The sequence below is a fragment of the Leifsonia sp. LS1 genome (assembly GCF_020521355.1).
Lineage (GTDB): Bacteria > Actinomycetota > Actinomycetes > Actinomycetales > Microbacteriaceae > Leifsonia.
On record NZ_BPER01000002.1, the window covers coordinates 524,204 to 548,745 of the forward strand.

Below are 24,542 nucleotides of genomic sequence, written 5' to 3' on the forward strand. Positions count from 1 at the left end.
GGAAGCGGCGCCCGCGGCCTGGCCGGCGGCCTGCTCGGTCAGGATCGCTCAATCGCGTGGAACCACCCGGTAGCGCCGCAGGGCGAGAGCGGGATTGACCTCGCGGACCTGCCGCACCCGGTCCCGGGAGATGTCGGCGATCGCGACCCCGGCCACCTCGGCGACGCCCGCGACCACGGCACCCATCGGATCGACGATCGCGCTGCCCCCGACCGCGATCGGCGGGGTGTGGTCGGCGGCCGCCACATAGAGCGTGTTCTCGATCGCGCGCGCCTGCAGGAGCGTGGACCAGTGATGTTCCTTCAGCGGCCCGCGCACCCACTCCGCGGGGATCGCCACCAGCTCGGCGCCGGCGTCGGCGAGGGTCCGCGTCACCTCCGGGAATCGCAGGTCGTAGCAGGTCTGCATCCCCACCCGGAGCCCGTCGACCTCGAAGACCTGCGGCTCGACCGTCTCACCGGCGACGACCCAGTCGGACTCGCGGGAGCCGAACGCGTCGTACAGGTGCTGCTTGCGGTAGACCGCGACGACGTCGCCGCTCGGCGCCACGGCGACGAGGGTGTTGGCGAAGCGGCGCCGCTCCCCGGTGCTCTCGACCAGACCGGCGACGATGTGGACGCCGTGGTCCCGCGCTGCGCGGGCGAGCGCGCCGACGAACGCGCCGTCGAGTGCCTCCGCGTTGCGCGCGAACGACGGACCCAGCGGGTCGGTGAAGTACGAGGAGTACTCGGGAAAGACGACGAGCCGGGCACCGCGCTCGGCCGCGACAGCCACCAACCCCGCGACCGTGTCGCGGTTGTGCGTCGTGTCGTCCCGCGGGGTGAACTGGGCGACCGCGACGGCGGTCATGATGCCGTGCCCTGCACCGACCCGGCGGCGGGCCGCGCGTCGGCGCCGGGGAGCGCCTCCACGACCGGCTGCGGGGTCTCCACCGGCAGGGCCAGACTGATCGAGGTGCCGATGCCCTCCTCGCTTGCGATGTCGAGCCGTCCGCCGTGGGCGGTGACGATCGCCTTCGTGATCGTGAGGCCGAGCCCGACGCCCGGGACCGCGTTGCGCGTCGCGGTGGACGCGCGGAAGAACCGCTGCGAGAGCTGGCTCAGCTCGACCGCGGGGATGCCGATGCCGGTGTCGGTCACCGCGATGACGGCCTCGTCCCGACCGGATCGCAGCGACACGGTGACCGTGCCACCCGACGGAGTGAACTTCACCGCGTTGGAGATGAGGTTGTCGACGGCCTGTCCCAGGCGTACCGCATCGCCCCGGACGACCACCTGCTGCTCCGGCACCTCACCGACCAGCGCGACGCCCGCGGCCCCGGCCACCGGCCGCGCGGACTCGACGGAGGCGGCGACGACGGAACTGAGCTCGACGTCCGTGATGTCCAGGGGGAAGCGGCCCGATTCGACCTGCGCGGTGAAGAGCAGGTCCCCCACCAGACGCAGGAGCCGGTGGGCGTTGCGCTCGGCGACGCCCAGATACTGCAGCTGCTCGTCCGACAGCGGAGACTCGTCGTCGTCGCGCATGAGCTCGAGGTAGCCGAGGATCGAGCTGAGCGGGGTGCGGAGCTCGTGCGAGATGAGCCCGACGAACTCGTCCTTGAGGCGCGCGAACTCGCGAGCCTGGGTCATATCGGTCGCGACGAAGATGAAGCCGACCCGGTGCCCGTTCTCGTCGAGCCGCGGAGTGGCGGCCACCTGCACCGGCACGAGCTTGCCGTCGGCCCGCACGTAGGTCCAGTCGCGGACATCGGCGTACCCGGCGCGCACTGTATCGACCAGGGCTGAGAAGTCGTCCGCGCTGGCGACCGTCGTGAAGCGCGCATCCATATCGCGCAGCCGATCCTCGAGCTCGGATTCGAGATGGAACTCGACGATGTGCCGGCGACCCTCGACGACCTGCTTCTCGGTCAGTCCGAGCATCTTCTCCGCGCCCGGGTTCCAGACGTCGATGAGGCCGTCGAGATCGGTGCCGATGACGGACTGCTCGGTGACCGCGTTCCAGATGCTCTGGATGAGGCGGTTCGCCGTCTTGAGCCGCGCCTCGTTGAGCACCAGTTCGTCCTGGGCCGTGACGGCGTGGGCGAGCAGCTCGGCGCGTTGCTCGGCCGCCGCCCGCGTGACGATGAGCTGCGCCCGCAACCGGTGCGCGATCTCGTTGACGACCGTTGCGAGGATCAGATACACGACCGGCGAGAAGAGAGCGCGTACGAGGTCGACCGGTGCGCTGGGGACACTGGTCGCGAAGATCGGCGCCAACAGCACGGCGAACATGCCCAGGGTCGCGATCAGGATGTTCCTCCGCCCCTCCTCCGTGGCGATCGACACGAATGGGAGCAGCAGGACGACGACGATCGGCGAGGCCGAGCCGCCGGTGCCGAGACGCAGCAGCCCGATCGCGAACAGTGAGAGCACGGGGACGACGACGATCCAGCCCGCGTGGAACCGGGGCCACGGCACGACGGCGGCGAGGACGGTGGCAACGACGATCAGGCCGATCGACGCCCAGACGAACTCCGGGTTGTCGACCGGCACGAAGTGCGGGATCAGCGCGACGGTGAGCGCCAGCAGGAATCCCACCAGGGTGGGGACCTGCTTCATGAGGACCGACGGCGAGTCGATCGGGAGACGGCCGAGCCAGCGGTCGAGCGTCATGCGGTGGCCTCGATCCCGAGCATCTGCCGGATACGCTCCGACAGCACGCGCGGGCTGAACGGTTTGACGATGAACCCGTCGGACTGCTCGGCGACGACGCCGTGATCCGTGAGCAGCTGCACCGACGCCGAGACCATCAGGATGCGGGTGCGGGGCCGTTGGGCCCGGACGGCCTCCGCCACCTCGACGCCGTTCAATGCGGGCATCGAGATGTCGAGCACGGCGAGGTCGACGTCCTCGGCGAGCAGCGCGTCGAGGGCGGCGCGGCCGTTGTCCACAGCTGCGGCGACCTCCACGCCGGCGCGCTTCGCCGCGATCACCATGAGCCCGCGGATGTCGTCATCGTCATCCGCGATGACGATGCGGGGAACCGCTCCGCTCACGAGAAGAACACCACCCGGACGACGACGATCGCCGCGAGGACGAGGAGCGCGATCCCCCCGTAGACCGGCAGGCGCAGCTCCCAGCGGCGGTTCTGGTCGATCTCGCGCTGGAGCTCTGCGTGCTGGGCACGGTTCAGCTCGACGGGGCTCATTGTTCGTCCTCATCCTCGGTCGCGATCTTGCCGGCCGCCTCGGTGAGGAGCGCGGTCACGCGGTCGTACCGCCCGACGTCGGTCGCGATGTGGCTGTCGGTGGAGGCAACGATACGCGCTCCCGCGCGGTGGAGGGCGACGATCGCGTCGGCTCCCGGGCACTCCCATTTCTCGTTCACCTCGACGACCGTCCCGGTCGCGGCCGCGGCCTGCGCCCAGGCGGCGAGCCGGTCGGCGCCGAGCTCGGCCTCGTCGAGGCCGACCTTCGGCAGGATGGAGAACCAGTGCGCGAGTTGCGCGTGCGGGGTGCGCTCCATCGCCCGGATGCTTGCGGTGACGAGCAGGTCGAGGGCGTCGTCCGCGCTGAGGCCCGCGGCGATCCGGTCACGCGTCGCCTGCGGCGACCACGGGCCGTCCGTGCCGGGGAACTGGTGGTCGCCGATCACGATCGCGTCGACGCCGCCGCGCCCGACCACGAGGTCGGCCGGGATGTCGACCGCGCCCGACACGTCCAGCAGTTTGGTCTCGACGCCCGTGACGACGGTCAGTCCGGCCGGGACGGGCTCTGCCGCGACCGCCGCGACGAACTCGGGGACCCAGGTGGTGGAGGCGCGCACGTGGTCGTTGAGTCGCAGACGCGCGAGCCCGGCGGCCTTCGCAGCGGCGATGTTCTCGGCGAGGGTGCTGACGGCGTCGTCCGAGAAGGTGGAGTGCACGTGGAAATCGCCGCGCAGCAGCGCGGAGACGTCCGGCACGACGGGTGCGCCGGTCACTCGTCGAGCTCGTCCGCGTGCGCCGCGTTCTCCGAGACCAGCACGTCCGCGGGGTCGAGGAAGACGTCTTCGAGGAAGCGCACGTTGGCGACCTCGCGGAAGTCGACGGACGACGGCACCTCGCGGCCCAGCACCAGGTCGAGCAGGAGGGACGGCATGTCGACGCCGGCCGCAATGGTGAGCGGCATGGCCCCGGGGAAGCGCGGGTTCACCTCGAGCAGCGCGGGCACGCCCTCCACGCTGTAGCGCAGCTGCACGTTGGCGACGCCGGTGAGGCCGATCGCCCTGGCCACCGCCGCCGCCGTGTCGGAGAGTTCGGCGCGCTTGACGGTGCGCCCGGCGATCGAGACGCCCGAGTCCACGCGCTCGCGCGAGCGGGGCACCGCGGCGATCACGCCGCCGTCGAGACCGGCGAGCACGTCGACCGAGAACTCGTCGCCCGGCAGGTTCTCCTGGATGAGGATGCTGTCGTCGAGCGTCAGCCCCTCCAGCGCGTCGCGATCGGGGATGAGCCGGACGCCGCGGGATCCCGCACCGCTGCGGGGCTTGACGATGACCGGGAAGTCCCAGTCCTCCGCGACGCCCTCGGCCGTGAGCAGCCGGGTGAGCGGGATGCGCGCCGCGCCGTCCACCCGCCGGGCGAGGGCGTGCTTGTCGAGGCAGGTGACGAGGGTCTCGTAGCTCGGCGCCGCGAGGGCCGTACCGACCGCGAGGAGCTCGTCCCGGCGGGCGGCCAGCCCCGGCAGCTCGACGTCGACCGTCGAGAACAGCACGTCGACGCCGTCGGTACGGCACATCGTGATGAGCTCGTCGACGAAAGTCTCCGAGCGGCCTGCGGGGACGATGCGGCGATTCCCCGCGGCCACCAGGTAGAGGCCGCTCGCCCAGCCGTCCATGTCGGCGGCGAGCACGTCGACGTCGTCCCTCGCCAGCAGCGAGCGGATGACGGCGACGCCCGCGGGTCCGCCCGCGCCGGTCACGAGAACTCTGGTCATTCGGCGGTCCTTCGGATTCGGGCCTCGGTCGAGATCGTCGAGGCGGGGATGGAGATGTCCGCCGTGTCGCGCATCACCTCGAGCGGCTCGCACCAGGTGCCGCCGCCGAAGCGTGACCAGTAGCGGGCGGTCGCGAGCACGAAGTCGTGCTCGAGGTACGCGCGCAGGTCCTGCGAGCGGAAGCAGTCGATGAGCGCGAGCTTGGCGTCGGTGAATCCGTCGATCGGCACGAACCGGGTCGGCCGGAAGTCGATCGTCGCGCTGGGGCTCTGGAAGCAGCAGACCGTGCGCACAGTGCGGGTCGCCACGCTGACGGCGGCGTTCACCGCCCGGTGATCCTGATGGCGGTCGTGCGCGGAGTGGGTGTAGACGATGTCCGGGTTCACCTCGCGCACGACGCGCTCGATGATGCCGACCGTCGGGTCGGCCGCCGAGATCCGGGTGTCCTCCAGGTCTTCCAGGAACAGTCGTGCTCCGAGCAGCTCGGCGGCCGCGAGCGACTCGTGCTGACGGTCGGTGGCGTCGCCGCCCCGCGCTCCGCGAGACAGGGTCAGGATGACCACCTGGTTGCCGGCGTCGCGGTGCGCGGCGAGGATGCCGCCGACGCCGATCTCGACGTCGTCGGGATGGGCTCCGACCGCAAGGACCACCTGCTGACGGTTGGCCGAACGCTTGGTGCGCCCCTCCTCGGCCAGGCGCGTCACGATGGACACGAGGTCGGCCGACGCGACCGGCTTGGTGAGGAACTCGTCCGCCTGGCTGCGCAGCGCCGCGACCGCGTAGTCGACGGAGACATGCGCCGTCATGACGACGACCGGCATGCCCGGGTACTGCGCGCGCAGATCCTTGAGGAGGTCGAGCCCCGAGATGCCCGGCATCTCGATGTCGGTCAGCACCAGATCGGGCTCGAAGTCGGCGACGGTCGAAAGCGCGCGCGACGGGTCCGTCACCGCAGCGACCACCGCGTCCGCCCGCTTCTCGAGCACGGTCTTCATGAAGAAGGCCACATCCGGGTCGTCCTCGATCACGACGACCCGGTACTTCTGTGCAACACTCGCCATACGCTTCCCCTACGTCCTGCTCCCGACTTTAGTGGGACGGACGGTCTACCACGCGGAGAATCGCGCCGGACGCGCCCGGGATCGCGGCTCGATTTCCCGGCCTCCCCACGCCGTGATAGAGTCATTTCTTGTGACGCGGGGTGGAGCAGCTCGGTAGCTCGCTGGGCTCATAACCCAGAGGTCGTAGGTTCAAATCCTGCCCCCGCAACCAGACAGGCCCGGACTTCGGGGAGAAATCCCCGGTCCGGGCCTTTTTTGACCCCGGGGTCTCGTGGCCCTCGAGCGCGGAGGAACATGGACGAGGCCCTCGCCGCCGACACCGTCGCGGACGCCTGGGAGCAGCATCCCACCTGGGCGCTGCTGCGCAGCCACAACGGGCGGTGGATCCTCCCCCTGTTCTCACGGCACCTCGAATTCGCCGACGGCCCCGTCTCCGCCGATTGGTTCCACGGCAAGGTGGCGGAGGCGCTCGGCACGATCGCGGAGGGCGACGCCTCCCCCGCCTCCGACGACGCCGCCGCCATCGACACGCCCGCCGACGATGCGGCACTCCCCCGCCGTTCCGCCCCCGCCGACTACTGCCGCACCTGGGTCGACAACCGCTGGCTCGTTCGCTCCCGGCCCCACGACCGCGAGGGACGCGCCGAATACCGCCTGTCGCAGCACTCCCTCCAGGCGCTCCGCATCGTGCGCGAGCTGGTGGAGGCGGACTCCGTCGTGTCGGAGGCCCGCTTCGGCAGCATCGCGCACGCGGTGCACCAGCTCGCCGACATGGCCGACCCCGACGTCGGGACTCAGCTCGCGCGGATCGACGACGAGATCGCGCAGCTGCAGGCCCGACGCGAGCGCATCGCCGCGGGCGGCCTCGAGACGGTCGACGGCGAAGCGGTGCGTCGCCAGCTGCGGGAGGTGCTGCGCCTCACCGCCTCCCTGCCCGAGGACTTCCGCCGGCTCAGCGCCATGGTCGAGCAGCGGCACCGCGAGGTCGCCCGCCGCGCGACCGAGGAGCAGGTCGGCAAAGGCGCGCTGGTCGAGCAGTACCTCCGCGACAACGACCTCCTCGAACAGACGCCGGAGGGGCGCGCGTACCGCGGCTTCGCCACGATGCTCTCGTCGCGCGGACTCGACGGCATGCGCGCCGACCTCGAGCGCGTGCTCTCCCAGCCGGACGCCGCCACGGGGATGACCGAGCGCCAGCGCATGCAGCTGGAGACCCTGATCGGCTCGCTCCTCACGGAGGAGCAGACGGTGCAGGAGACCTACCTGCGCTGGATGTCGTCGCTGCGCCGGTTCCTGAGCCGGTCGGGCGCTGCCCGGCACCAGCGCCTCCTCTCGCTCGCCGATCAGGCCCTCGCCGCGGGAGCGCACTGGGCGCAGGTGCGTCCGGGCCCGGTGTCGGTGCCGGAGGATGTGCTCGGCCTCGGCCCGTGGGCGCTGACCGACATCACGCAGACCCAGGTGTGGCGCGGCGGCGAACGGCCGGAGATCGGCGTCGCCGTGACCGAGAGCAAGGACACGCTGCCCGATTCGGAGCGAGCCGCACTGCGCCTCGCCGTCGGGACGGGACCGGACGCCGTGCAGGAGACCGTCCAGCGCCTCCTGGCGGAGCGCGGCACGGTCACCGGAGCCGAGGTCTTCGCGGCGACGCCGCCGGAGTTCCGCCGGCTCGGCCTCCTGATCAGCCTCCTCGACCACGCCGCCGAGCGGGACGCGGTGCAGGACGGCACCGACACCGTCCGCATCGACGTATCGGGCGAGCCGGCCCGCGAGGTGACCTTCCCGCGATCCCGTTTCGGCGGCGCGGACGACGAGACGGCCGCGGCACGCGGCGGGAGGACGGAACGATGAGCGACATCATCACCGAGACCGGATCGGACCGTGGGGCCGAGGCGGCGGCGAACGACGCCGGCGGCGCGACCGACGCGTTCGGCGACGCCGCCGACGAGCGGCTCCCGCTCGCCGCCCGGCGCGCACTGGTCGCCCTGTTGACCAGCCGGTTCATCACCCGTTCGACGCACCCGGAGGCGTGGGGCGGTCTGATCGATCACGAGGACGAGGTGCGCACCCGTCTCGAGGAGATCTTCCTCACCTTGTCGATCGACCGCGACCACGAGGTGGCGTTCAAGCGGCAGAGCGCCGAGGACGGCGCCCCCGTGCTCCTCCGTCGCGAGAAGCCGCTGTCGCGCGACGCGTCGCTGCTGCTCGTCCTGCTGCGTCAGGAGCACGCGTACACGGACGCCTCCGACGACGCGGTGACCGTGAGCCGCGACCACATCTCCGAGTTCCTCGGCCGATTCCAGACCGACGCCGCGCACGACGAGGTGCGCGTCGACCGGCGCATCCGTGCGGCGATCGCGGCGATGGAGCGGATCGGGCTGCTCGTCCCCGAAACCGACGACCCCGACCTCTATGTCGTCTCGCCCGCCGTCGTGCCGCTGGTCACGACCACCGAGCTCGCGCACCTGACACGCCTCTTCCAGGAAGCGAGCGGCGCCGAGCTGCGCGGCGACGACAGGACGGACGCCGACGACACCCGCATCGACGCCACGGAGGTGGACGCGTGACCGATCTGCTGACGACCGGCCCCGAACAGCTGGACGACGACCTCCCCGTGGCCGACGGGCTCATCCACAGCGGTCAGTTCCGGATCGAGCAGGTGCAGCTGCTCAATTGGGGCAGCTACGACGACCTCCACACCATGCCCGTCGGCCGCGGAGGTCTTGCGATCCTCGGCCCGACGGGGCGCGGCAAGTCCACAGTGCTCGACGCGATGGCCGCCGTCGTCATGCCCAATCCCCAGGAGTTCAACCGGGCGGCGCGCGACGACACCCGTCAGCGGTCGGAGCGGACCGTCTACAGCTACGCGCGCGGCAAGACCGATGAGGTTCGCGAAGCGGGCTCCGATGTCACGACCACGCACTTCCTGCGTCCACTCGGAACCGCCTTCGCCTCCGGCGCGGCCATCACCTGGCGCACGGAGCTGGGCGAGACGATCACGGCCGCACGCCTGGCGTGGCTCGGTCGCGACACCGCGACGCAGGACGAGGTCACCGCCGCCACGGTCTACGTCTTCGTGCAGGGCGAGTTCCCCCTGACGCGCCTGGCCGAGCTGCGGCCGGAGCCGGGCAGCTCGTCGCCGTTGACGCGCGGCTCGCTCGGCCGGCTCGTCGACCCCGTCCGCGACCTGGTGACCGGCTCGCAGCCCGAGTTCCGCGTTCGCCTGTGCACCGAGCTCGGCATCGGCGGCAGCGACGAGTCACAGCTGAAGGCCCTCACGCTGCTGCGCCGGGCACAGGCGTCGAAGGGTGTGTTCTCGATCGACGACCTGTTCAAGCAATTCGTTCTCACCGAGCCGCGCGCACTCTCCCGCTGGGAGACCACGCTGTCCAGCTACCGCGAGGCCTCCGCCCTCTACGACGTCTTCGAGACCACCAGACGCAAGCTCGAGGTGCTCGCCGACGTGCCCGCGCGCGCCGAGCAGTACCGTGCGGCGCTCGACGACGCGACCGGCAAGCGCCGGCTTCTGGCGCCGCTCGACGGCGAGGAGAGCAGCCGGCTCTGGGTCTGGCTCTCCGAGAAGGTGGCGGACTGGGTGCGTGGCGAAGTCGACCGCGTCCGCGACGCCAAGCGCGAGCAGGAGGCGCTGCGCCGGGCGGCCGCCGACGAGGAGGCCGCCGCCCACCGCGCCCACAAGGACGCCCTCGACCAGCTCGCCGCGCTCGGCGGCGACCCCTCCGAGGCGATCCGCCGGGAGCAGGAGGTCGCGGCGATGATGCTCTCCCAGCTGGAGCGCGAACGCGACCGCGCTGCGCGCACGTTGACCAGCGCCGGCCTCGACCTGCCCTTGACCGCCGCCGAGCTCGCCGAGTCGAAGGAGCGCGCCCTCGCCCTGCTGGCCGAGCCCTCCGAGACCGGTGACGACCGCTCGCAGCGGTGGGAGCTCGCCGCCCGCGTGGAGGCCGTGAAGCGCTCCCTGGCCGAGAAGACCGCACAGAAGAGCTCGTACGAGCGACGTCGCAGCAACGTCCCGCCCGAGGCCGACGCGCGCCGGCGCCGGATCGCGGAGGGGATCGGACTCGCCCCGGAGGAGGTCCCGTACGCCGGTGAGCTGTTCGAGGTCGCGCCGGGTCACCGCGACTGGGCGCGCGCCGTCGAGCGGGTGCTCGGCGACCTCGCGACCCACCTGGTGATCGACGAGCGCCGCTTCGCCGCAGCCCGGCGCTTCGTCAATGACAACGACATGCGCGGCCGGGTCGTGCTCGTACCCGCGGTCGCAGACGCCCCGTCCGAGCGGACGGCGACAGAGGGCACCGTCCCCGCGCTGCTCGCGTTCGACGAGCAGAGCCCGTTCCGCGGATGGCTGCACGACGAGATCGTCGCGGACCGGACCGTCCTGTGCGTCGAGACTCCGGACGAATTGGACGCGTCGCTCCCCGCCGGCGTCAGGGGCGCAGTGACCCGGGCCGGGCTGCGCACGGGATCCCGCAACCGGGTCATCAAGGACGACCGCGGTGCGGAATCGTGGATCGGTCTCGACAACGCCCCGCGCATCGTGGATCTCGCTGCAGAGATCGAACGGCTCGAGGCCGAGCTCGATCAGGCGCGCACGGCCTCCGACGCCGCCGAGGCTCGATCGGCCGGTGAACGTCACCGCCGTGACGCGCTCGCATCGGTGGCGGACCTCGACTGGGCGACGATCGACGTGGCCCCGGCCGCCGAGCGCGTCGCCGAGTTGGCCCGCCGCCTCGAGCGTGTCGCGGTCGACCGCCCGGAGATCGCCGAGCTGACCGCTGCGGCCGACCGCGAGGACGAGGCCCGGCTGGCCGCGGCCCGGCGCGGCGCCGGGATCCAGCGCGTGATCGACCAGCTCGACGCCGAGCACGCCGCCCTCGCCGACATCGAGGACGAGGTCGCCGACCACCTGGCCGACGCGACCGGGCTCGACGCCGACGAGCGCGCACTCCTCGGCTCACTGCCCTTCGCCGCGCCGCGCGAGGCGGCCGACGTGCGGCGCCGGTACCTGGACGCCGAGCGACTCGTGCGCGATCAGATCGAGGCGCACGACCGCGTCCAGGAGCAGTCGGAGTCACTCCTGGTCGGCGCGTTCCAGCGATTCCGCGAGCTGGATCCGTCGGCGGAGCTGGACGCGACGATCGACAGCCTGCCCGCCGCCCTCGCGGTTCAACGCGCCCTCGTCGAGGACGACCTGCCGCGCGCGAAGTCGGAATGGCTCGCCAAGGCGGGCGCGAACATGGGCGACAGTCTCCGCGCCCTCCTCACTCAGATCGAGGAGGACGCCCGGGCCATCCGCCGCGGCGTGCGGCCGATCTCCGCCGCCCTGCACGGCATCGAGTTCCGCGAGGGCTCCACGCTCGACATCGACCCGCGGCCGGCCGGCAACAGCGACCTGACGGAGTTCACGCGCACCCTGCGCAAGCACACCGCGGCCGCACCGGGCGAGACGCGCGATCCCGCGCGGATCGAGCGTGACTTCCTCTCCCTCCGGGCCGATCTCGGTCGGCTGGAGGAGCGCTCGCGCGCCGGCGAGGCCTGGCGACGCCGCGTGCTCGACGCGCGCGAGCACTTCCAGTTCCGTGCGATCGAGACGCGCCGCGACGGCACCCAGATCGTGCACGAGGGGGTGGCAGGCAAATCCGGCGGCGAGGGCCAGGAGCTCATCGCCTTCGTGCTCGGCGCCGCGCTGCGCTATCGCCTGGGCGACGGGACCGACCGGGTTCCCGTGTACGCGCCGATCGTGCTCGACGAGGGATTCGTGAAGGCGGACAACGAGTACACCGGCCGCGCGCTCTCGGCCCTGCGCGGGCTCGGCTTCCAGCTGATCGTCGGCGCTCCGCGCGACAAGGTGAACGCCTTCGAGCAGCACGTGGAGAGCGTGGCCTACGTCACGGGTGACCCGGCGCGTCCCGGGCGATCGCGCATCTACGCCCTCAGCATCCGGGAGGCGGTGGAGCTGGAGCGCATCGCGGACTGAGTGAGCGGCATCAGCGGAACGCCACCTCGTCGAGCTCCACGACCTCCACTCCGGCGGCGGTGAGCTCGAGGGTCACGCGCGCGACGATCTCCTGCGCGGGGATCTCCGCGTCGAACGTGGCGTGCGCGCCCGTGGGCACGACGACGTCGAAACCGCGCTCCAGCGCGCCGAGTGCGGTGGCCTGCACGCACAGCTCGCTCTGCAGCCCGGCCACGACGAGGGTGTCGACCCCCATCGCGTGGAGCACGTCGGCGAGGGCCGGGTTCGAGAGGAAGGTGTCGGGGACATCCTTGCGCACGACGGGCTCGCCCGGCTCGGGCGGGAAGACCAGCTCCCATCCCGGGGTCCCCGGTTCGTCCGGATCGCCCACGGCTCCGTCGTTCTCGACGTGGATCACGGGGACGCCCGCTTCGCGCGCCGCGTCGAGCAGGCCACCCAGTGCCCTCCGGAGATCGTCGGCCCCGTCGACGGCGTCGTCGCCCTCCAGCATCGTGCGCTGCACGTCGACGAGCATCAATCCATACCCCATGACCCCATCTTGCGCCCCATTCGCTAGGGTCGTAAGGGTCGCCGCGGCCGGATGGGCCGACGACGGCGCACGGCGAGGACGGCAGAGGCAGTGACAGACGAACCCGGCAAGGCCACGCAGGCCGCCGTCCGCGAGCGGAATCTCACGACGGCTCTCCAGCTGGTGCTCTCCGGCAACGGCACGGCCACCCGGGCGAGCATCGCCCGGAGGACCGGCCTCACCTCGGCGACCGTCTCCTCCCTTCTCGGCGGCCTGATCGCCGACGGGCTCGTGGCCGAGGGCGAACGCGCCGAGAGCACCGGCGGCAAGAGGGCGACCACGCTCCGGGTGGACACCGAACGGCAGGTGCTGCTGTCGGTGCTCGTACAGCCCGGACTCGTGCGCGGAGCCGTGCTGAGCATGCTCGGAGAAGAGCTGCACCGGACCTCCCTCCGTCCGTCCTCCCCCGGCTCCGTCGACGACGTCCGCACCGTCATCCGCCGGCTCGCCGCCACGACCGGAGCGCGGATCGCCGCGGTCGGCGTGCAGGTGCCCGGCATCGCGGACGGCTCCCTCATCCGGGAAAGCGTCCAGCTCGGCTGGCGCGACCTCGACCTCGTGCGCGAACTCTCCGGAGCGGTCGACGCACCCATCCATCTGGTGAACGACGCCGACGCCGAGGCGATCGCCGACACCTCCGCCGACGACGGCTTCGGCGCCAACCGTCTCTTCGTCTCGTTGAGCACCGGCGTCGGCGCCGCGGTCATCGTCGACGGGATGGTCGTGGCGGGGGCCGCGCACCGGGCGGGTGAGATCGGCCACGTGCCCGTGCTGTTCGGCGACGATGCCCCGCTCTGCGCGTGCGGCAACCGCGGATGCCTCGAAGAGGTCGTCTCTGTGACCAGCCTCCTCGGGCTCCCCCACGGCGCCGACCTCGAGGCCGTCGACATCGCGGCGCTGGCCGCCGCCCCGGAGGCGCGCGAGCGGATAGCGTCGGGCGCCCGGGTCCTCGCCCGCGCCCTCCTTCTGGTCGGGGCGGCCTTGGATGTGCCCACCGTGGTGCTGGGCGGAGCGTCGGCCGAGCTGGGGCCCGAGTTCATCGGGCATCTGCGCGCGGAGGCGGCCCGCCATCCCGTGCGCGCGGCCATGCCGCTGAGCTTCCGTTACGCGCGCTCGGCCATCGACCAGCCGTTCCGGGGCGCTGCGCAGCACGCCCTCCACTCGACCTTCGGGGTCACCTGGGCGCGTTGACCCACCACCGGGTCGCGTCTCAGGAGACGCCGAGTTGCGCGGACATCACCAGGATGACGCAGCCGCGGAGCACGATGTCGCGGCCGAGCGCGGTCATCCTGACCGCGGACGCGGAGTGGAAGCCCGCCATGGTGCGGTTGTCGAGCGTGCGGCGGACGGCGCCGATGAGGGCGCCGTCCAGCAACTCCTCCGGGCCGCTCAGCACGACCTCGCCGAGATCGAGCGCCCCGACGATCGGTGCGAGCGCGACCCCGAGCCGCTGCCCCGCCTCGCGGAGCACGGGCTCGATCGATCGTCCCGCGATGGCGGCCGCGGCCACCCGTGACTCCAGGCGCGGCACCGCCAGCCAGGCCTCGAGCACCTGCTCACGGTCGTACGGGGCCTCGGTCCCGTCGTCCGTGCCGACCATCACCTGACCGATCTCGCCGGCCGCGAACCGGCTGCCGACGACAAGCGCTCCGGCGACGAGCAGGCCGGAGCCGACACCGTGCCCCACCTTGACGAGCATCATGTCGCCCTCCGCGGCGCCGAACCCGTGCTCGGCGAGCACCGCGGCATTCGCGTCGTTGGCGACGAAGACGGCCCGCCCGGTCCGCTCGGCGACGAGCCGTTGGAGAGGCACGTCCGTCCATCCGAGGTTCGGCGCCGCGACGATGGCACCGCTCGCGTCGACCACACCGGGCGAGCCGATGCCGATGCCCAGCACGGGCGCGGTGGCCAGCTCGACCAGGCGCGAGACGAGGTCGAGAGCCTTGGCGATCGCGGCCTCGCCCTTGCTCCCCGCGAGCAGCACCTCCGCGCTGCGCAGCACCGTGCCGTCGATGTCCATCACGGCTCCGCGGAAGACGGCGTGCTCGCTGAGGTCGACACCGATGATCTGCGTGGCGCCGCGGTCCATGTCGAGCAGGACCGCGGGCTTGCCCGGCCGCGCATCGTCGCGCTGCCCCAGCTCGACGACGAGGCCATCCGCGATCAGCTCGCCGACGAGATCCGAGATCGTGACCCGGGTGAGGCCGGTTCCCCGCGCCAGATCGGCGCGGCTCGCTCGACCGTCGCGGTACAGGGACTGGAGCACGAGCGAGCGGTTGTGGTTGCGGGCGTGCTCCGGCAGCACCTTTGTCCGCGGACGCAGGGCGCGCCCCGGGATCATCGCCCCGTCGACGGTCGGGCCTACCGGATCCGAGGACGGCGGACGGCGGACATCATCGAGGAGCATGTTTGTTAGTAAAGTGGACAATCAAAGTTCTGGCAAGTGCTTCGGCGCCGTTCGTGCAAACCGGCACGGATCCGATGCGGGCTTACGGCAGTCCCCGACGATAGCCGCGCGGCGCGCGAAACACGACGGCGCCCGTGCGAGCGATCCGCACGGGCGCCGTCGTGTTCGTGGTGCTACTTGCCCTCGGCCGCGATCGCGTCCTGGAGGGCCTGCTGCAGTCGCGCGTCGGCCTGGCCGTAGGCGGCCCAGTCGCCGGCCTTCAGGGCCGTCTCGCGGTCGGCGAGAGCCTGCTTGGCCTGCTGCAGCGCCGCTTGCAGGGCGGCGTTGTTCGCCGAGCCGGTCGAGCCGGTGCCCGATCCGGTGCCGCTGCCTGCTCCGGTGTCCGTACCGGTTCCGGCACCGGTTTCACCTCCCGGCGGAACGTTGTTGTCTCCCGCGCTCGCCCCGGAGTCTCCCCCGAACAGTGCGTCCAGAGCCTGATCGAGGGTGTCCTCGAACGCGATCTTGTCACCGAAGGCGACGAGCACCTTCTGGAGGAGCGGGTAGCTCGTCTCCCCGGTCGACTTGACGTAGACGGGTTGCACGTAGAGCAGACCGCCGCCCACCGGCAGGGTGAGCAGGTTGCCGTTGATCACATCCGTCTTCCCCTGGCGCAGGAGGTTGAGCTCCTGCGACACCGTCGGATCGGAGTTGAAGTTGTTCTGCACCTGACCCGGCCCCGGTATGGTGTCGCTGGTGGGCAGGGACAAGAGTCTCAACTTGCCGTAACCGGCGGCGACCTTCCCCTTGGTGGAGCCCGCGTCGGCATCGACGGCCAAGTAGCCCTTCAGGACCGATCTGCTGGCCTCGCTGGATGCCTGGGGGATGAACGTCGTGTAGAGCGAGAAGCTCGGCGAGGTCTGGCCCGGCATCTGCATCGTCAGGTAGTACGGCGGCTGGAGCGTCGGATCCGTCGACGAGGAGGTCGGGTCGTTCGGCGTCGTCCAGGCGTCCTCCCGGGAGTAGAACGATCCCGCGTCGGTCACGTGGTACTGCCCGAGCACCGAGCGCTGCACCTTGAACAGGTCTGCCGGGTAGCGCACGTGGCTGAGCAGCTGCGCGCTCATGTCGCTGATCGGCTTGACCGTCGACGGGTAGACCTTCTCCCACGTCTTGAGCACCGGATCCTTCGCGTCCCACGCGTACAGGGTCACGGAACCGTCGTAGGCGTCCACGGTGGCCTTCACCGAGTTGCGGATGTAGTTGATGTCGTCGAAGGCGTAGGCCGGCTTCGGCGTCTCCGTGTCCGCGATGGCGTCGCTCAGGCTGCCGACGTGCGAGTAGGGGTACTGGTCGCTCGTCGTGTAGCCGTCGATGATCCACTTCACCCGGCCGTCGACCACCGCGGGGTACGCCTGCGAGTCGAGGGTGAGGTAGGGGGCGACCTTCTGGACGCGCTTGATCGGGTCACGGTCGTACAGGATCTGCGAGTCGTTGTTGACCGCGTCCGACAGCACGATCTGCTCGTCCTGGAACTTCAGCGCGTAGACGAGCCGCTTGAAGATGTTGTCGAGCTTCGGCCCGGCGTTGCCGGAGAACGTCGTATACGTCTGCTGCGCACCGTCCGCACCGCCGGGGTAGTCGAGCTCCACCGACTTCGACCCCTTCGGTGCGCCGACGATGGAGTAGGTGGGCGACTGCTGGCCGAAGTAGATCCGCGGCTCGTACTCGCCGAGGGTGCCCTGCGTCGGGATGCCGTACTCCATGAAGACCGGCTGGCCGTCTGTCGAGCGCTGGTTGCCGTACGCGGCGACCAGGCCGTAGCCGTGGGTGTACACCAGCGTGTCGTTGTACCAGTTGCGGGCGCTGGTGAGGCCCGACTGCTGCAGCTCGCGCACCGAGACCACCGCGTCCTGCTCGTTGCCGTCGATCGTGTAGCGGTCGACGTTGAGCGTGTTCGGGAAGGCGTAGTACTGGCGGAACTGCTGCAGCTGGCGGAACGACGGGCTCACGATCGCCGGGTCGATGATGCGGATCTGCGCGGTCGTCTGGGCGTCCTGGCGGAGCGCGCCCGCCTCGGCATCGGTCTTGGCGTCGTACGGGATGACCTCGATGTCGCTGAGGCCGTACGCCGCGCGCGTCGCGTCGATGGAGTCCTGGATGTAGGGCGTCTCCAGTGTCTTCTGGCTCGGCTCGACCTGGAACCGCTGGATGACCCACGGGAAGATCGCGCCGACCACCAGAGCCGAGACGATGAGGAGCGCCGTGCCGACCAGCGGGAACCGCCAGCGGCCGACGAACGCGGTCACGATGAACAGGATGGCGACGAACACCGCTGCGCCCGCGAGGATCGCGCGGGCAGGGATCGTGGCGTTCACGTCGGTGTAGGCGGCGCCGTTGATCATGTCGCCGACGTTCGAATCGGTGACCGTCGCGTAGCGATCGAGCCAGATGCTGACGCCCTGCAGGAGCAGGTAGAGCGCGGACACGACGGAGATCTGCACGCGCGCGGCCTTGCTGATGCGGACCTCACGGCCCGAGACGCGGATGGACCCGTACAGGTAGCAGGTGGCCAGCGTCGCGATCAGCGCGATGAGCACGACCGCGGACGCGAAGCCCACGGCGCTGCGGTAGAACGGCAGCGCGAAGACGTAGAACCCGATGTCGAGCTTGAACAGCGGGTCCGTCTTGCCGAAGGGAGTGCCGTTGATCCAGGTCGCGGCGAGCTGCCAGCGGCTGGCCGACGAGACGCCGGCGAAGATGCCGAAGACGATCGGGATGCCGTACATCGCGAGCCGGCGCAGCGGCTCGATGACCTGCTGGTAGCGGTCGAGCTGGCTGTTGAGCTTCGCGTAGACAGGCCGCAGCCGGTACGCGAACTGGATGCAGGCCCAGAGCGGCAGCGCCATGCCCAGGAACCCGACGAAGAACATCGCGATGGCGCCGAACCATTGCGTCGTCAGCACATTCAGGAACCCGACCTGCTGGTACCACAGGATGTCCGCGTAGAGTCCGGCGAAGACGAAGAACAGGATCACCAGGGCGACGATCACCCCGAGGGTGATCCAGATGGCCGCGCGGCGGCGTCCTGCTGGTCGTGCGGCGGTTGTTGAACTCACGTGCGGCCCTCTTGCTCTCGCGTGATGTGCAGATCGGATCCATCCTAGGCGGGCGTCGCTTGGAGAACGCCGTGCCCGCCGCTGGGCCGGGGCGGACCGGGAGCGTCAGGAGGCGGGGCAGGTGGGCAGGCCGGCGGTGCTGCCGCCCGAGCTCACGGCCTTCAGGACGGCGAGGGAGTCGGCGAGCGTCTTGACCGCGAACACCCTCAGCCCGGACGGGATGTGGCCGGTCACCTCGTCGCAGTTGGACGCGGGAGCGAGGAAGTACTGCGCCTTGCCGTCGTCGCGCGCGGCGTACATCTTCTGCCGGATGCCGCCGATCGCCCCGATGTTGCCCGCATTGTCGATGGTGCCCGTGCCGGCGACCCGCTTGCCGCCGTTCAGCTCGCCCGGTGTCAGTTTGTCGATGATGCCGAGGGCGAACATCTGGCCGGCGCTCGGGCCGCCCACGTTGTCGAGCTGGATCTTGACGTCGAAGGGGAAGGTGTAGTCCATCCCCGCGCCGATGCCGAGCACCGCGCGCCCGGAGGACTCGGTCGGGGTGATCTCGACGGTCGAGGCGGCGCCGTCGCGCAGGATGCCGATCCGCGCGGCCGTGCCGGTGCCGTTGTCCGCGATCGCGTCACGCAGCGCCTGGACGCTCTTCACCTCGGTGCCGTTCACGCTGGTGATCTCGTCGCCCTCCTTGAGCGACGTCGCAGCGGGCGTGCCGCTGATCAACTGCTTCACGACGATCGCCTGCGGGAAGTCGTAGCCGAGCTCGTTCAGCGCGGCGGCGACGGCGTCCTGCTGCGAGTCCACCATCAGCGCCGCGTTCTCGGCGTTGGACTGCTCGGTGGTCGTCCCCGGAGGGAAGACGGAGTCGATCGGGACGACGGCCCTGCTCGGCTGGAACCACGACGACACGATGTCGAACCAGCTCGGACGCGAGTCGGGGTTGCCGACCACCGACACGGTCAGGAGATCGAGCGATCCGGAGGTGGGATACGTCTTCTGGTCGGGGATCGAGATGAGCTGCTTCGCATCCTCGCTCTTCGCACCGCCGACCTGCTGGTCGGTGCCCAGGGTGTTGAAGACGGGACCGGGGATCTCGATGACGAAAGGTGCGGGCGCCAGCGCGAGCACGAGGGTGAGGGCGAACGCGACCAGCACCGAGACCCACCCGACCACGACCCGCCGGGGCGGCCGGACCGGCTGTGGCGGCTCCACCGCGGCGTGCTCGTCGTCGGTGAACAGGGTCACGCGGGTCGTCCCTTCGGTCGTGTTCGCCACGGGCGCACGGCGCACCCTGCTGCCTGGGCGGATTCCCACCCGGCTCTTGGAGATCAGGAGCTAGCGTAGATGGCAAGCCTGAAAGCCGCACGCCGCGGCGGTATCACTTCGAGACGAGGGGCGCCCACGATGGCCGACGAGCCGAACAAGGAGCCGGACGACGAGTTCCGGGACATGTTGCGCGAGTTCCTCTCCGGAGGTGCGTCGATCGATCCGAGCCAGCTGGCCGGGGCCGCCGGGTTGCCGAACGACCCCGCGAGCATCCAGAAACTGCTCGGTCAGCTGCAGAACGCGCTGATGAACCCGGGTGGCGGAATCAACTGGGACGTCGCCGAGCAGCAGGCGCGCGCACTCGCCGGCGACGGCGCGCACACGGTCACCCCGGCCGAGCGCGCCTCCCTGGACCAGGCGTTCAACGTCGCCGGGCTGTGGCTCGATCAGGCGACCACCGTCGCCGGACTCTCCGGCACGCCGGAGCTGATCGGTCGCGCCGAGTGGGCGCGGCAGACGATGCCGCTGTGGACCCAGCTCGCCGAGCCGGTCGCGCTCAGCATCTCCGATGCCCTCACCCAGGTGCTCACCGATCAAGCCCCGGAGGAGATGCAGGGCATGATCCAGAACGCCGGTCAGGTGATGCGCTCGATCGGCGGCGCGCTGTTCGCCATGCAGCTCGGCCAGGTGGTCGGGCAGCTCGCGAAGGAGGTCGTCTCGGGAGGCGACATCGGCATCCCGCTGCTCGCCGACGGGACGGCGGCGCTCCTCCCCCAGAACGTCGCCGAGTTCGGCGCCGGCCTCGACATCCCCGACGATCAGGTACAGCTCTACCTCGCCGTGCGCGAGCTCGCGCACGCGAACCTCTTCCGGCATGCCAAGTGGCTGCGGCTGCAGCTCATCACCCAGATCACCGCCTTCGCCAAGGGCATCACCATCGACACGGAGCGCCTCGAGTCGCTCGCCGAGAGCTTCGACCCCTCCAACCCGGAGGAGTTGCGCGAGGCCATGGTCAGCGGGGCGCTCATCCCGCCGAAGACCGAGGAACAGCTGGAGGCGCTCGGCCGACTCGAGACGGTGCTCGCCCTCGTCGAGGGCTGGGTCGACGTCGTGACGGCGGACGCGACCCGCCTGCTCCCTCGCGCGGATGCCATCGCCGAGACGGTCCGCCGCCGCCGGGCTTCGGGCGGACCCGCCGAGTCCGCCTTCGCGACGCTGGTGGGCCTCGAGCTGCGCCCGCGCCGACTGCGGGAGGCCGCCGCGATGTGGCGCGCCGTGACGGACGCCGTCGGCCAGGAGGCGCGGGACGCCCTCTGGTCGCATCCGGACCTCCTCCCCCGCGCGAGCGACCTCGACGACCCGTCCGCCCTCGTCGCGCGTCTGACGGCCGAGGCGACGGGCGCGGAGCCCGAGCGCGACGAGCTGGACCAGGCGATCGAGGACCTGCTGCGCGACGACACGGACCGTCCCTCGGAGGGCTGACCACCGCATCCGGTGTGGCCGGCTGGGGATGACCGCCGGCGTGCCTCGCACCTGTGGATAACGGCCGATCGCCGTGGGTCCCCGGGCAGGATGACGGGATGGTCCTCGCACTCGATCCCCGCATCCCCCGGGTCTGGCGCTCACCGGACGCGCTGCAGTTCGGCGTCGACGCGCCGGTGCTGGTGCTGGAGCCGGTCAGCCCGGCGGAGGAGCGGATGATCGCCGCCCTCGCCGACGGCGTGTCGATGGCGGGGCTGCGGATGATCGCGAAGCGCTCGCGCGCGGGGCAGACGACCGTCGACGCGCTGCTCGCGCGGCTGCATCCGGTGCTCGATCGACCCGACGACCGCGCGGCCGCGACACCGTTCGTGGCCCTGGACGGCGACGGGCCGACCGCCGCCCGCGTCGTCGGGCACCTGCGCGATGGCGGAGCGGAGGTGGCTGCAGGGCTCTCGTGGAGCGATCCGCGGGTGGAGGCCGCAGCCTTCGCCGTCCTCGTGGGCTCCTACGCGATCGAGCCTTCGCGCCACGGGAAGTGGCTGCGCAGGGACGTACCGCACCTCCCCGTCGTCTTCGGCGAGAAGCGGGTGGTGGTCGGGCCGGTGGTCCACCCCGGTCGCGGCGCGTGCGTTCGATGCCTGGATCTGCATCGCCGCGACGCCGATCCAGCGTGGCCCGCGCTGGCGACACAGCTGCACTCCCGCGCTCGACCCGGCGAGTCGCCGCTGGTCGTCGAGGCCGTCGCCTCCGTCGCGGCGGCGATCGCGCTGGCCGTCGTGGGTGGGCGGGCCGTCGGGCGCGGGAGGGCCGTCGAGCCGCAGCCGGCCAGGAGCACGAGCTTCGACCCGGCTACGGGCCGCTGGAGCACGGCGGAGCATATGCCGCACCCGGAATGCGGGTGCCTCGCGCTGCCGCTCAGTCGTCCGATGTGCCCTGCTGACGCGCCGGCGGGGCCAGTTCGGCGAGGAAGCGCGACGGCTGCCGGACGACCGGACGTCCCGGCTGGGAGCCTCGATGCGACCAGCTGAGCCGCAGACGGCGGCGGGCACGCGTGATGCCGACATAGAGCAGGCGACGCTCTTCGTCGATCTGCTCGAAGCCGGTGGCGTAGCTGATGGGGACGAGGCCTTCGCTCAACCCGATCAGATAGACCGACTCCCACTCGAGACCTTTCGCGGCGTGCAGCGTCGCGAGCGTGACGGCGGCGAGCGTCGGCTCGTGCTGACCGGCCTGGCGGGCGAGCAGCTCGTCCGTGAAGCGGCGGAAGGTCGTGCCGGCCGGCATCTCGTCCACGAGGCCCATGATCGCGTTCAGCGACTCCCACCGCTCGCGCACCGCTCCTCGGCCGGACGGCGGCTGCACCGACCAGCCGAGCGTGCGCAGCACATCGCTGACGGACTTGAAAACGGGTTCGTCGGTCGCGGCGACGCTGGCGGCGCGCAGAGTCATGATCGCCTGCCGCACCTCCGGCAGATCGAAGAACCGCTTGGACCCGCGGATCTGGTAGCTGATCCCGAGATCGCCGAGCGCCTGCTCGAGCAGGGCCGCCTGGACGTTGACCCGATACAGCACGGCGATGCTCTCGGGTCTCGCACCCGCGGCGATCTCGGCCGCGATCCCCTCGGCGACCGCGCGCGCCTCGGCACGGTCGTCGTCGAACGCGGCGGGTGGGGCGACGTCGCCGGTGGGCGCTCCGTCGCGGCCGCGCTGTGCTGCGGCGGCGTGCAGGGTGAGCGCCCCGGAGCGCCCCCGCATCAGCCGGTTGGCGGTCTCGATCACACCGGGCGTCGAACGGTAGTTCTGCTCGAGCCGCACGACCGTCGCTCCGGGGTGCTCGCGCTCGAACCCGAGCAGGTACTCGCTCCGCGCACCGGCGAAGGAGTAGATGGTCTGGCTGGCGTCGCCGACCACGCAGAGGTCCCGGCGATCGCCGAGCCAGAGCCCGAGCAGCTGATGCTGCAGTGGCGACACGTCCTGGTACTCGTCGACGACGAAGAAGCGGTACTGCTCGCGGACCTGCATCGCGACGGACGGCTCGACCTCGATCATCCCGGCGCACACCAGCAGGACGTCCTCGAAGTCGATCTGCTTGCGCTCGTCCTTCAGCTCCTCGTACGTGCGATGCAGGTCGAGGAGCTGATCGGCCGTGAGCGTGCCCGGCAGCGGGCGCGACGCGAGCGCGTCCGCGTACTGGTCGAGCGTCAGGCTCGACACCTTGCGCCACTCGATCTCCGCCGCGATGTCGCGCAGCGTCGCGGTGTCGACCCGCAACGACAGCTTCTCGGCCGCGTGCCCGAGCACACGGCCTTTGCCGTCGAGGACGCTGGGCAGCTGCCCGCCCACCACCTGCGGCCAGAAGTAGTTCAGCTGCGCCAGGGCGGCGGCGTGGAACGTGCGCGCGGCGACTCCCCCGGCGCCGAGCTGACGCAGGCGGCCACGCAGTTCCGCGGCGGCGCGGTTGGTGAAGGTCAGCGCCATCACGCGGTTGGGGGTGAATGCCCCGGAGGCCACGCCGTAGGCGATCCGATGGGTGATCGCGCGGGTCTTCCCGGTGCCTGCACCCGCGAGGATGCAGACCGGGCCGAACAGAGCCTCTGCGGCGACGCGCTGCTGGGCGTCGAGCCCCGCCAACAGCCCCGCCGGGGTGGGTGGAGCGTCCGTCACGGGGCCGCCGGCGGCTCGTCGAGGGGTCCTCCGTACCAGTCCTCGATCAGGGCCCGGGCGATCGAGGAGCGACCGGGCAGGATGACCTGCCCGCGGGCGTCCCACAGCTCCTGCCTGCTGAACCAGCGCAGGTCGAGGATCTCCTCGCCATCCGGCGCCAGCGCCGCAGGCGGCTGGTCGTCCGCGAGGCGCGCCGTCATCCCGACCATGACGGAGGCGGGGAAGGGCCACGGCTGCGAGCCTTTGTAGCGTGCGTCCACGACGCGCACGCCGGCCTCCTCGAAGATCTCGCGCTCGACCGCGGACTCGAACGACTCACCCGGCTCGACGAATCCGGCGAGCAGGGAGTAGCGCGAGTGCTCCCACATGGCGTTCGAGCCGAGCAGCAGACGGTCGGCGGCGTCGAGCACCGTCACGATCACGGCGGTGTCGGTCCGTGGGAACACCTCGGAGCCGTCCTCGAAGCAGCGACGCACCCAGCCCGCCTGCTCGACGACCGTCGGCGTGCCGCAGCGCGGGCAGTGCGTGTGCGAGGCGTGCCAGTTGGCGATGGCGAGCGCCTCGGTGAACAGCCCGGCATCGCGGTCGCTCAACGCCGTGGCGACCGTGCGCAGGTTCGCCCAGCGCGACTCGTCCGGCTCGAGCTCCTGCGCGGCGGCATCGGTGAGCACCTCCAGCACGACGGCCGTGCCTGCAGGCTCCGTCGGCGTGGCGACGAGCGTGCGCCCGAGGTAGACGCGGACCAGTGCGGCGGTCACGCGCTCGACGGGGAGCAGGTCGAGGGCGGCCTCGCCACCGTCCGGTGCGCTCCACCCGTCGCCCGCGGGCGTCGCGGCCGGGATGCTCTCCGCCGTGACGAGCGCACGTCCTTTCCACAGTGCCAGCACGCGCGTTCCCGGCTCCTCCCAGAGCTCGTCGAACAACGCGGGTCGCGATCGGGCGGCGTGGTCGCGGTCCACGGCGTGGCGCGAGAGCGGAAGGGCGCTGAGCGCGCCGGACGGGGGTGCTGACGACATCGAGAACCTTTCAAGGCGTGGCGATCAGAGCCCA

19 protein-coding genes and 1 tRNA gene are annotated in these 24,542 nt (G+C 71.4%); 7 read left to right on the plus strand and 13 right to left on the minus strand.

Annotated features, from left to right (window positions below):
- Positions 1 to 48 precede the first annotated feature (48 nt).
- The 7 genes from LLS1_RS05855 to LLS1_RS05885 are packed head-to-tail and all read right to left on the minus strand — an operon-like array spanning position 49 to position 6,018.
- Positions 49 to 849, minus strand: coding sequence for a carbon-nitrogen hydrolase family protein (locus tag LLS1_RS05855; protein WP_226653975.1), 801 nt, complete (start codon positions 847 to 849; stop codon positions 49 to 51).
- Positions 846 to 2,654: a cell wall metabolism sensor histidine kinase WalK gene (locus LLS1_RS05860; RefSeq protein WP_226653976.1), complete on the minus strand. Its 1,809-nt coding sequence runs from the start codon at positions 2,652 to 2,654 to the stop codon at positions 846 to 848. The genes LLS1_RS05855 and LLS1_RS05860 overlap by 4 nt, the downstream gene beginning before the upstream one ends.
- Positions 2,651 to 3,037, minus strand: a complete 387-nt coding sequence (locus tag LLS1_RS05865) for a response regulator transcription factor (RefSeq protein ID WP_226653977.1) — start codon at positions 3,035 to 3,037, stop codon at positions 2,651 to 2,653. Before LLS1_RS05865 ends, LLS1_RS05860 begins: the two co-directional genes overlap by 4 nt.
- Positions 3,034 to 3,189 carry a hypothetical protein gene (locus tag LLS1_RS05870; protein WP_226653978.1) on the minus strand — a complete coding sequence of 52 codons (156 nt, stop codon included), beginning with the start codon at positions 3,187 to 3,189 and terminating at the stop codon, positions 3,034 to 3,036. Before LLS1_RS05870 ends, LLS1_RS05865 begins: the two co-directional genes overlap by 4 nt.
- Positions 3,186 to 3,962, minus strand: coding sequence for a PHP domain-containing protein (locus tag LLS1_RS05875; protein ID WP_226653979.1), 777 nt, complete (start codon positions 3,960 to 3,962; stop codon positions 3,186 to 3,188). The genes LLS1_RS05870 and LLS1_RS05875 overlap by 4 nt, the downstream gene beginning before the upstream one ends.
- Positions 3,959 to 4,957, minus strand: a complete 999-nt coding sequence (locus LLS1_RS05880; RefSeq protein WP_226653980.1) for an ATP-grasp domain-containing protein — start codon at positions 4,955 to 4,957, stop codon at positions 3,959 to 3,961. The genes LLS1_RS05875 and LLS1_RS05880 overlap by 4 nt, the downstream gene beginning before the upstream one ends.
- Positions 4,954 to 6,018: a response regulator gene (locus LLS1_RS05885; protein WP_226653981.1), complete on the minus strand. Its 1,065-nt coding sequence runs from the start codon at positions 6,016 to 6,018 to the stop codon at positions 4,954 to 4,956. The genes LLS1_RS05880 and LLS1_RS05885 overlap by 4 nt, the downstream gene beginning before the upstream one ends.
- Before the next feature lie 134 nt (positions 6,019 to 6,152).
- On the opposite strand from LLS1_RS05885, the gene LLS1_RS05890 reads away from it, so the two are divergent.
- The 4 genes from LLS1_RS05890 to LLS1_RS05905 all read left to right on the plus strand — a co-directional run bounded on the left by LLS1_RS05890 (position 6,153) and on the right by LLS1_RS05905 (position 12,010).
- Positions 6,153 to 6,229, plus strand: a tRNA-Met gene (locus LLS1_RS05890).
- 83 nt (positions 6,230 to 6,312) lie between these two features.
- Positions 6,313 to 7,866, plus strand: coding sequence for a DUF3375 family protein (locus tag LLS1_RS05895; RefSeq protein ID WP_226653982.1), 1,554 nt, complete (start codon positions 6,313 to 6,315; stop codon positions 7,864 to 7,866).
- Positions 7,863 to 8,582 carry a DUF4194 domain-containing protein gene (locus LLS1_RS05900; protein WP_226653983.1) on the plus strand — a complete coding sequence of 240 codons (720 nt, stop codon included), beginning with the start codon at positions 7,863 to 7,865 and terminating at the stop codon, positions 8,580 to 8,582. The genes LLS1_RS05895 and LLS1_RS05900 overlap by 4 nt, the downstream gene beginning before the upstream one ends.
- Positions 8,579 to 12,010, plus strand: a complete 3,432-nt coding sequence (locus tag LLS1_RS05905; RefSeq protein WP_226653984.1) for an ATP-binding protein — start codon at positions 8,579 to 8,581, stop codon at positions 12,008 to 12,010. Before LLS1_RS05900 ends, LLS1_RS05905 begins: the two co-directional genes overlap by 4 nt.
- Before the next feature lie 10 nt (positions 12,011 to 12,020).
- On the opposite strand, the gene LLS1_RS05910 is transcribed toward LLS1_RS05905, so the two are convergent.
- Positions 12,021 to 12,539, minus strand: coding sequence for an isochorismatase family protein (locus LLS1_RS05910; RefSeq protein WP_223360457.1), 519 nt, complete (start codon positions 12,537 to 12,539; stop codon positions 12,021 to 12,023).
- Positions 12,540 to 12,629: 90 nt separating this feature from the next.
- Between LLS1_RS05910 and LLS1_RS05915 the strand changes: the two genes are divergently transcribed.
- Positions 12,630 to 13,769, plus strand: coding sequence for an ROK family protein (locus LLS1_RS05915; protein ID WP_226653985.1), 1,140 nt, complete (start codon positions 12,630 to 12,632; stop codon positions 13,767 to 13,769).
- Between the two features lie 19 nt (positions 13,770 to 13,788).
- On the opposite strand, the gene LLS1_RS05920 is transcribed toward LLS1_RS05915, so the two are convergent.
- From LLS1_RS05920 to LLS1_RS05930, 3 genes are all read right to left on the minus strand, one after another.
- On the minus strand, positions 13,789 to 14,985 hold the full coding sequence (locus LLS1_RS05920; protein WP_223360455.1) for an ROK family transcriptional regulator: 1,197 nt from the start codon (positions 14,983 to 14,985) through the stop codon (positions 13,789 to 13,791).
- A gap of 173 nt (positions 14,986 to 15,158) precedes the next feature.
- Positions 15,159 to 18,083, minus strand: coding sequence for a UPF0182 family protein (locus LLS1_RS05925; protein WP_226653986.1), 2,925 nt, complete (start codon positions 18,081 to 18,083; stop codon positions 15,159 to 15,161).
- 105 nt (positions 18,084 to 18,188) lie between these two features.
- Entirely contained in the window at positions 18,189 to 19,325 is a 1,137-nt protein-coding gene (locus LLS1_RS05930; RefSeq protein ID WP_226654048.1) for a PDZ domain-containing protein, read from the minus strand.
- Positions 19,326 to 19,484: 159 nt separating this feature from the next.
- Between LLS1_RS05930 and LLS1_RS05935 the strand changes: the two genes are divergently transcribed.
- Both LLS1_RS05935 and LLS1_RS05940 read left to right on the plus strand, forming a co-directional pair.
- Entirely contained in the window at positions 19,485 to 20,828 is a 1,344-nt protein-coding gene (locus tag LLS1_RS05935; RefSeq protein WP_226653987.1) for a zinc-dependent metalloprotease, read from the plus strand.
- Between the two features lie 98 nt (positions 20,829 to 20,926).
- Positions 20,927 to 21,856 carry a TOMM precursor leader peptide-binding protein gene (locus LLS1_RS05940; protein WP_226653988.1) on the plus strand — a complete coding sequence of 310 codons (930 nt, stop codon included), beginning with the start codon at positions 20,927 to 20,929 and terminating at the stop codon, positions 21,854 to 21,856.
- Here LLS1_RS05940 and LLS1_RS05945 read toward each other — a convergent pair.
- Complete coding sequence (locus LLS1_RS05945; RefSeq protein ID WP_226653989.1) at positions 21,744 to 23,492, minus strand: ATP-dependent helicase; 1,749 nt, start codon at positions 23,490 to 23,492, stop codon at positions 21,744 to 21,746. The genes LLS1_RS05940 and LLS1_RS05945 overlap by 113 nt on opposite strands.
- Positions 23,489 to 24,508 (minus strand): NAD(+) diphosphatase, encoded by a 1,020-nt coding sequence (gene nudC, locus LLS1_RS05950; protein WP_226653990.1) that lies wholly within the window; start codon positions 24,506 to 24,508, stop codon positions 23,489 to 23,491. The genes LLS1_RS05945 and nudC overlap by 4 nt, the downstream gene beginning before the upstream one ends.
- Positions 24,509 to 24,542: the final 34 nt, after the last annotated feature.

Bases quoted from the DNA above. Each gene is read 5' to 3' on its own strand.
- LLS1_RS05855 (WP_226653975.1), bottom strand. From the start codon at position 849: ATGACCGCCGTCGCGGTCGCCCAGTTCACCCCGCGGGACGACACGACG.
- LLS1_RS05860 (WP_226653976.1), bottom strand. From the start codon at position 2,654: ATGACGCTCGACCGCTGGCTCGGCCGTCTCCCGATCGACTCGCCGTCG.
- LLS1_RS05870 (WP_226653978.1), bottom strand. From the start codon at position 3,189: ATGAGCCCCGTCGAGCTGAACCGTGCCCAGCACGCAGAGCTCCAGCGC.
- LLS1_RS05880 (WP_226653980.1), bottom strand. From the start codon at position 4,957: ATGACCAGAGTTCTCGTGACCGGCGCGGGCGGACCCGCGGGCGTCGCC.
- LLS1_RS05885 (WP_226653981.1), bottom strand. From the start codon at position 6,018: ATGGCGAGTGTTGCACAGAAGTACCGGGTCGTCGTGATCGAGGACGAC.
- LLS1_RS05895 (WP_226653982.1), top strand. From the start codon at position 6,313: ATGGACGAGGCCCTCGCCGCCGACACCGTCGCGGACGCCTGGGAGCAG.
- LLS1_RS05900 (WP_226653983.1), top strand. From the start codon at position 7,863: ATGAGCGACATCATCACCGAGACCGGATCGGACCGTGGGGCCGAGGCG.
- LLS1_RS05910 (WP_223360457.1), bottom strand. From the start codon at position 12,539: ATGGGGTATGGATTGATGCTCGTCGACGTGCAGCGCACGATGCTGGAG.
- LLS1_RS05920 (WP_223360455.1), bottom strand. From the start codon at position 14,985: ATGCTCCTCGATGATGTCCGCCGTCCGCCGTCCTCGGATCCGGTAGGC.
- LLS1_RS05935 (WP_226653987.1), top strand. From the start codon at position 19,485: ATGGCCGACGAGCCGAACAAGGAGCCGGACGACGAGTTCCGGGACATG.
- LLS1_RS05940 (WP_226653988.1), top strand. From the start codon at position 20,927: ATGGTCCTCGCACTCGATCCCCGCATCCCCCGGGTCTGGCGCTCACCG.
- nudC (WP_226653990.1), bottom strand. From the start codon at position 24,508: ATGTCGTCAGCACCCCCGTCCGGCGCGCTCAGCGCCCTTCCGCTCTCG.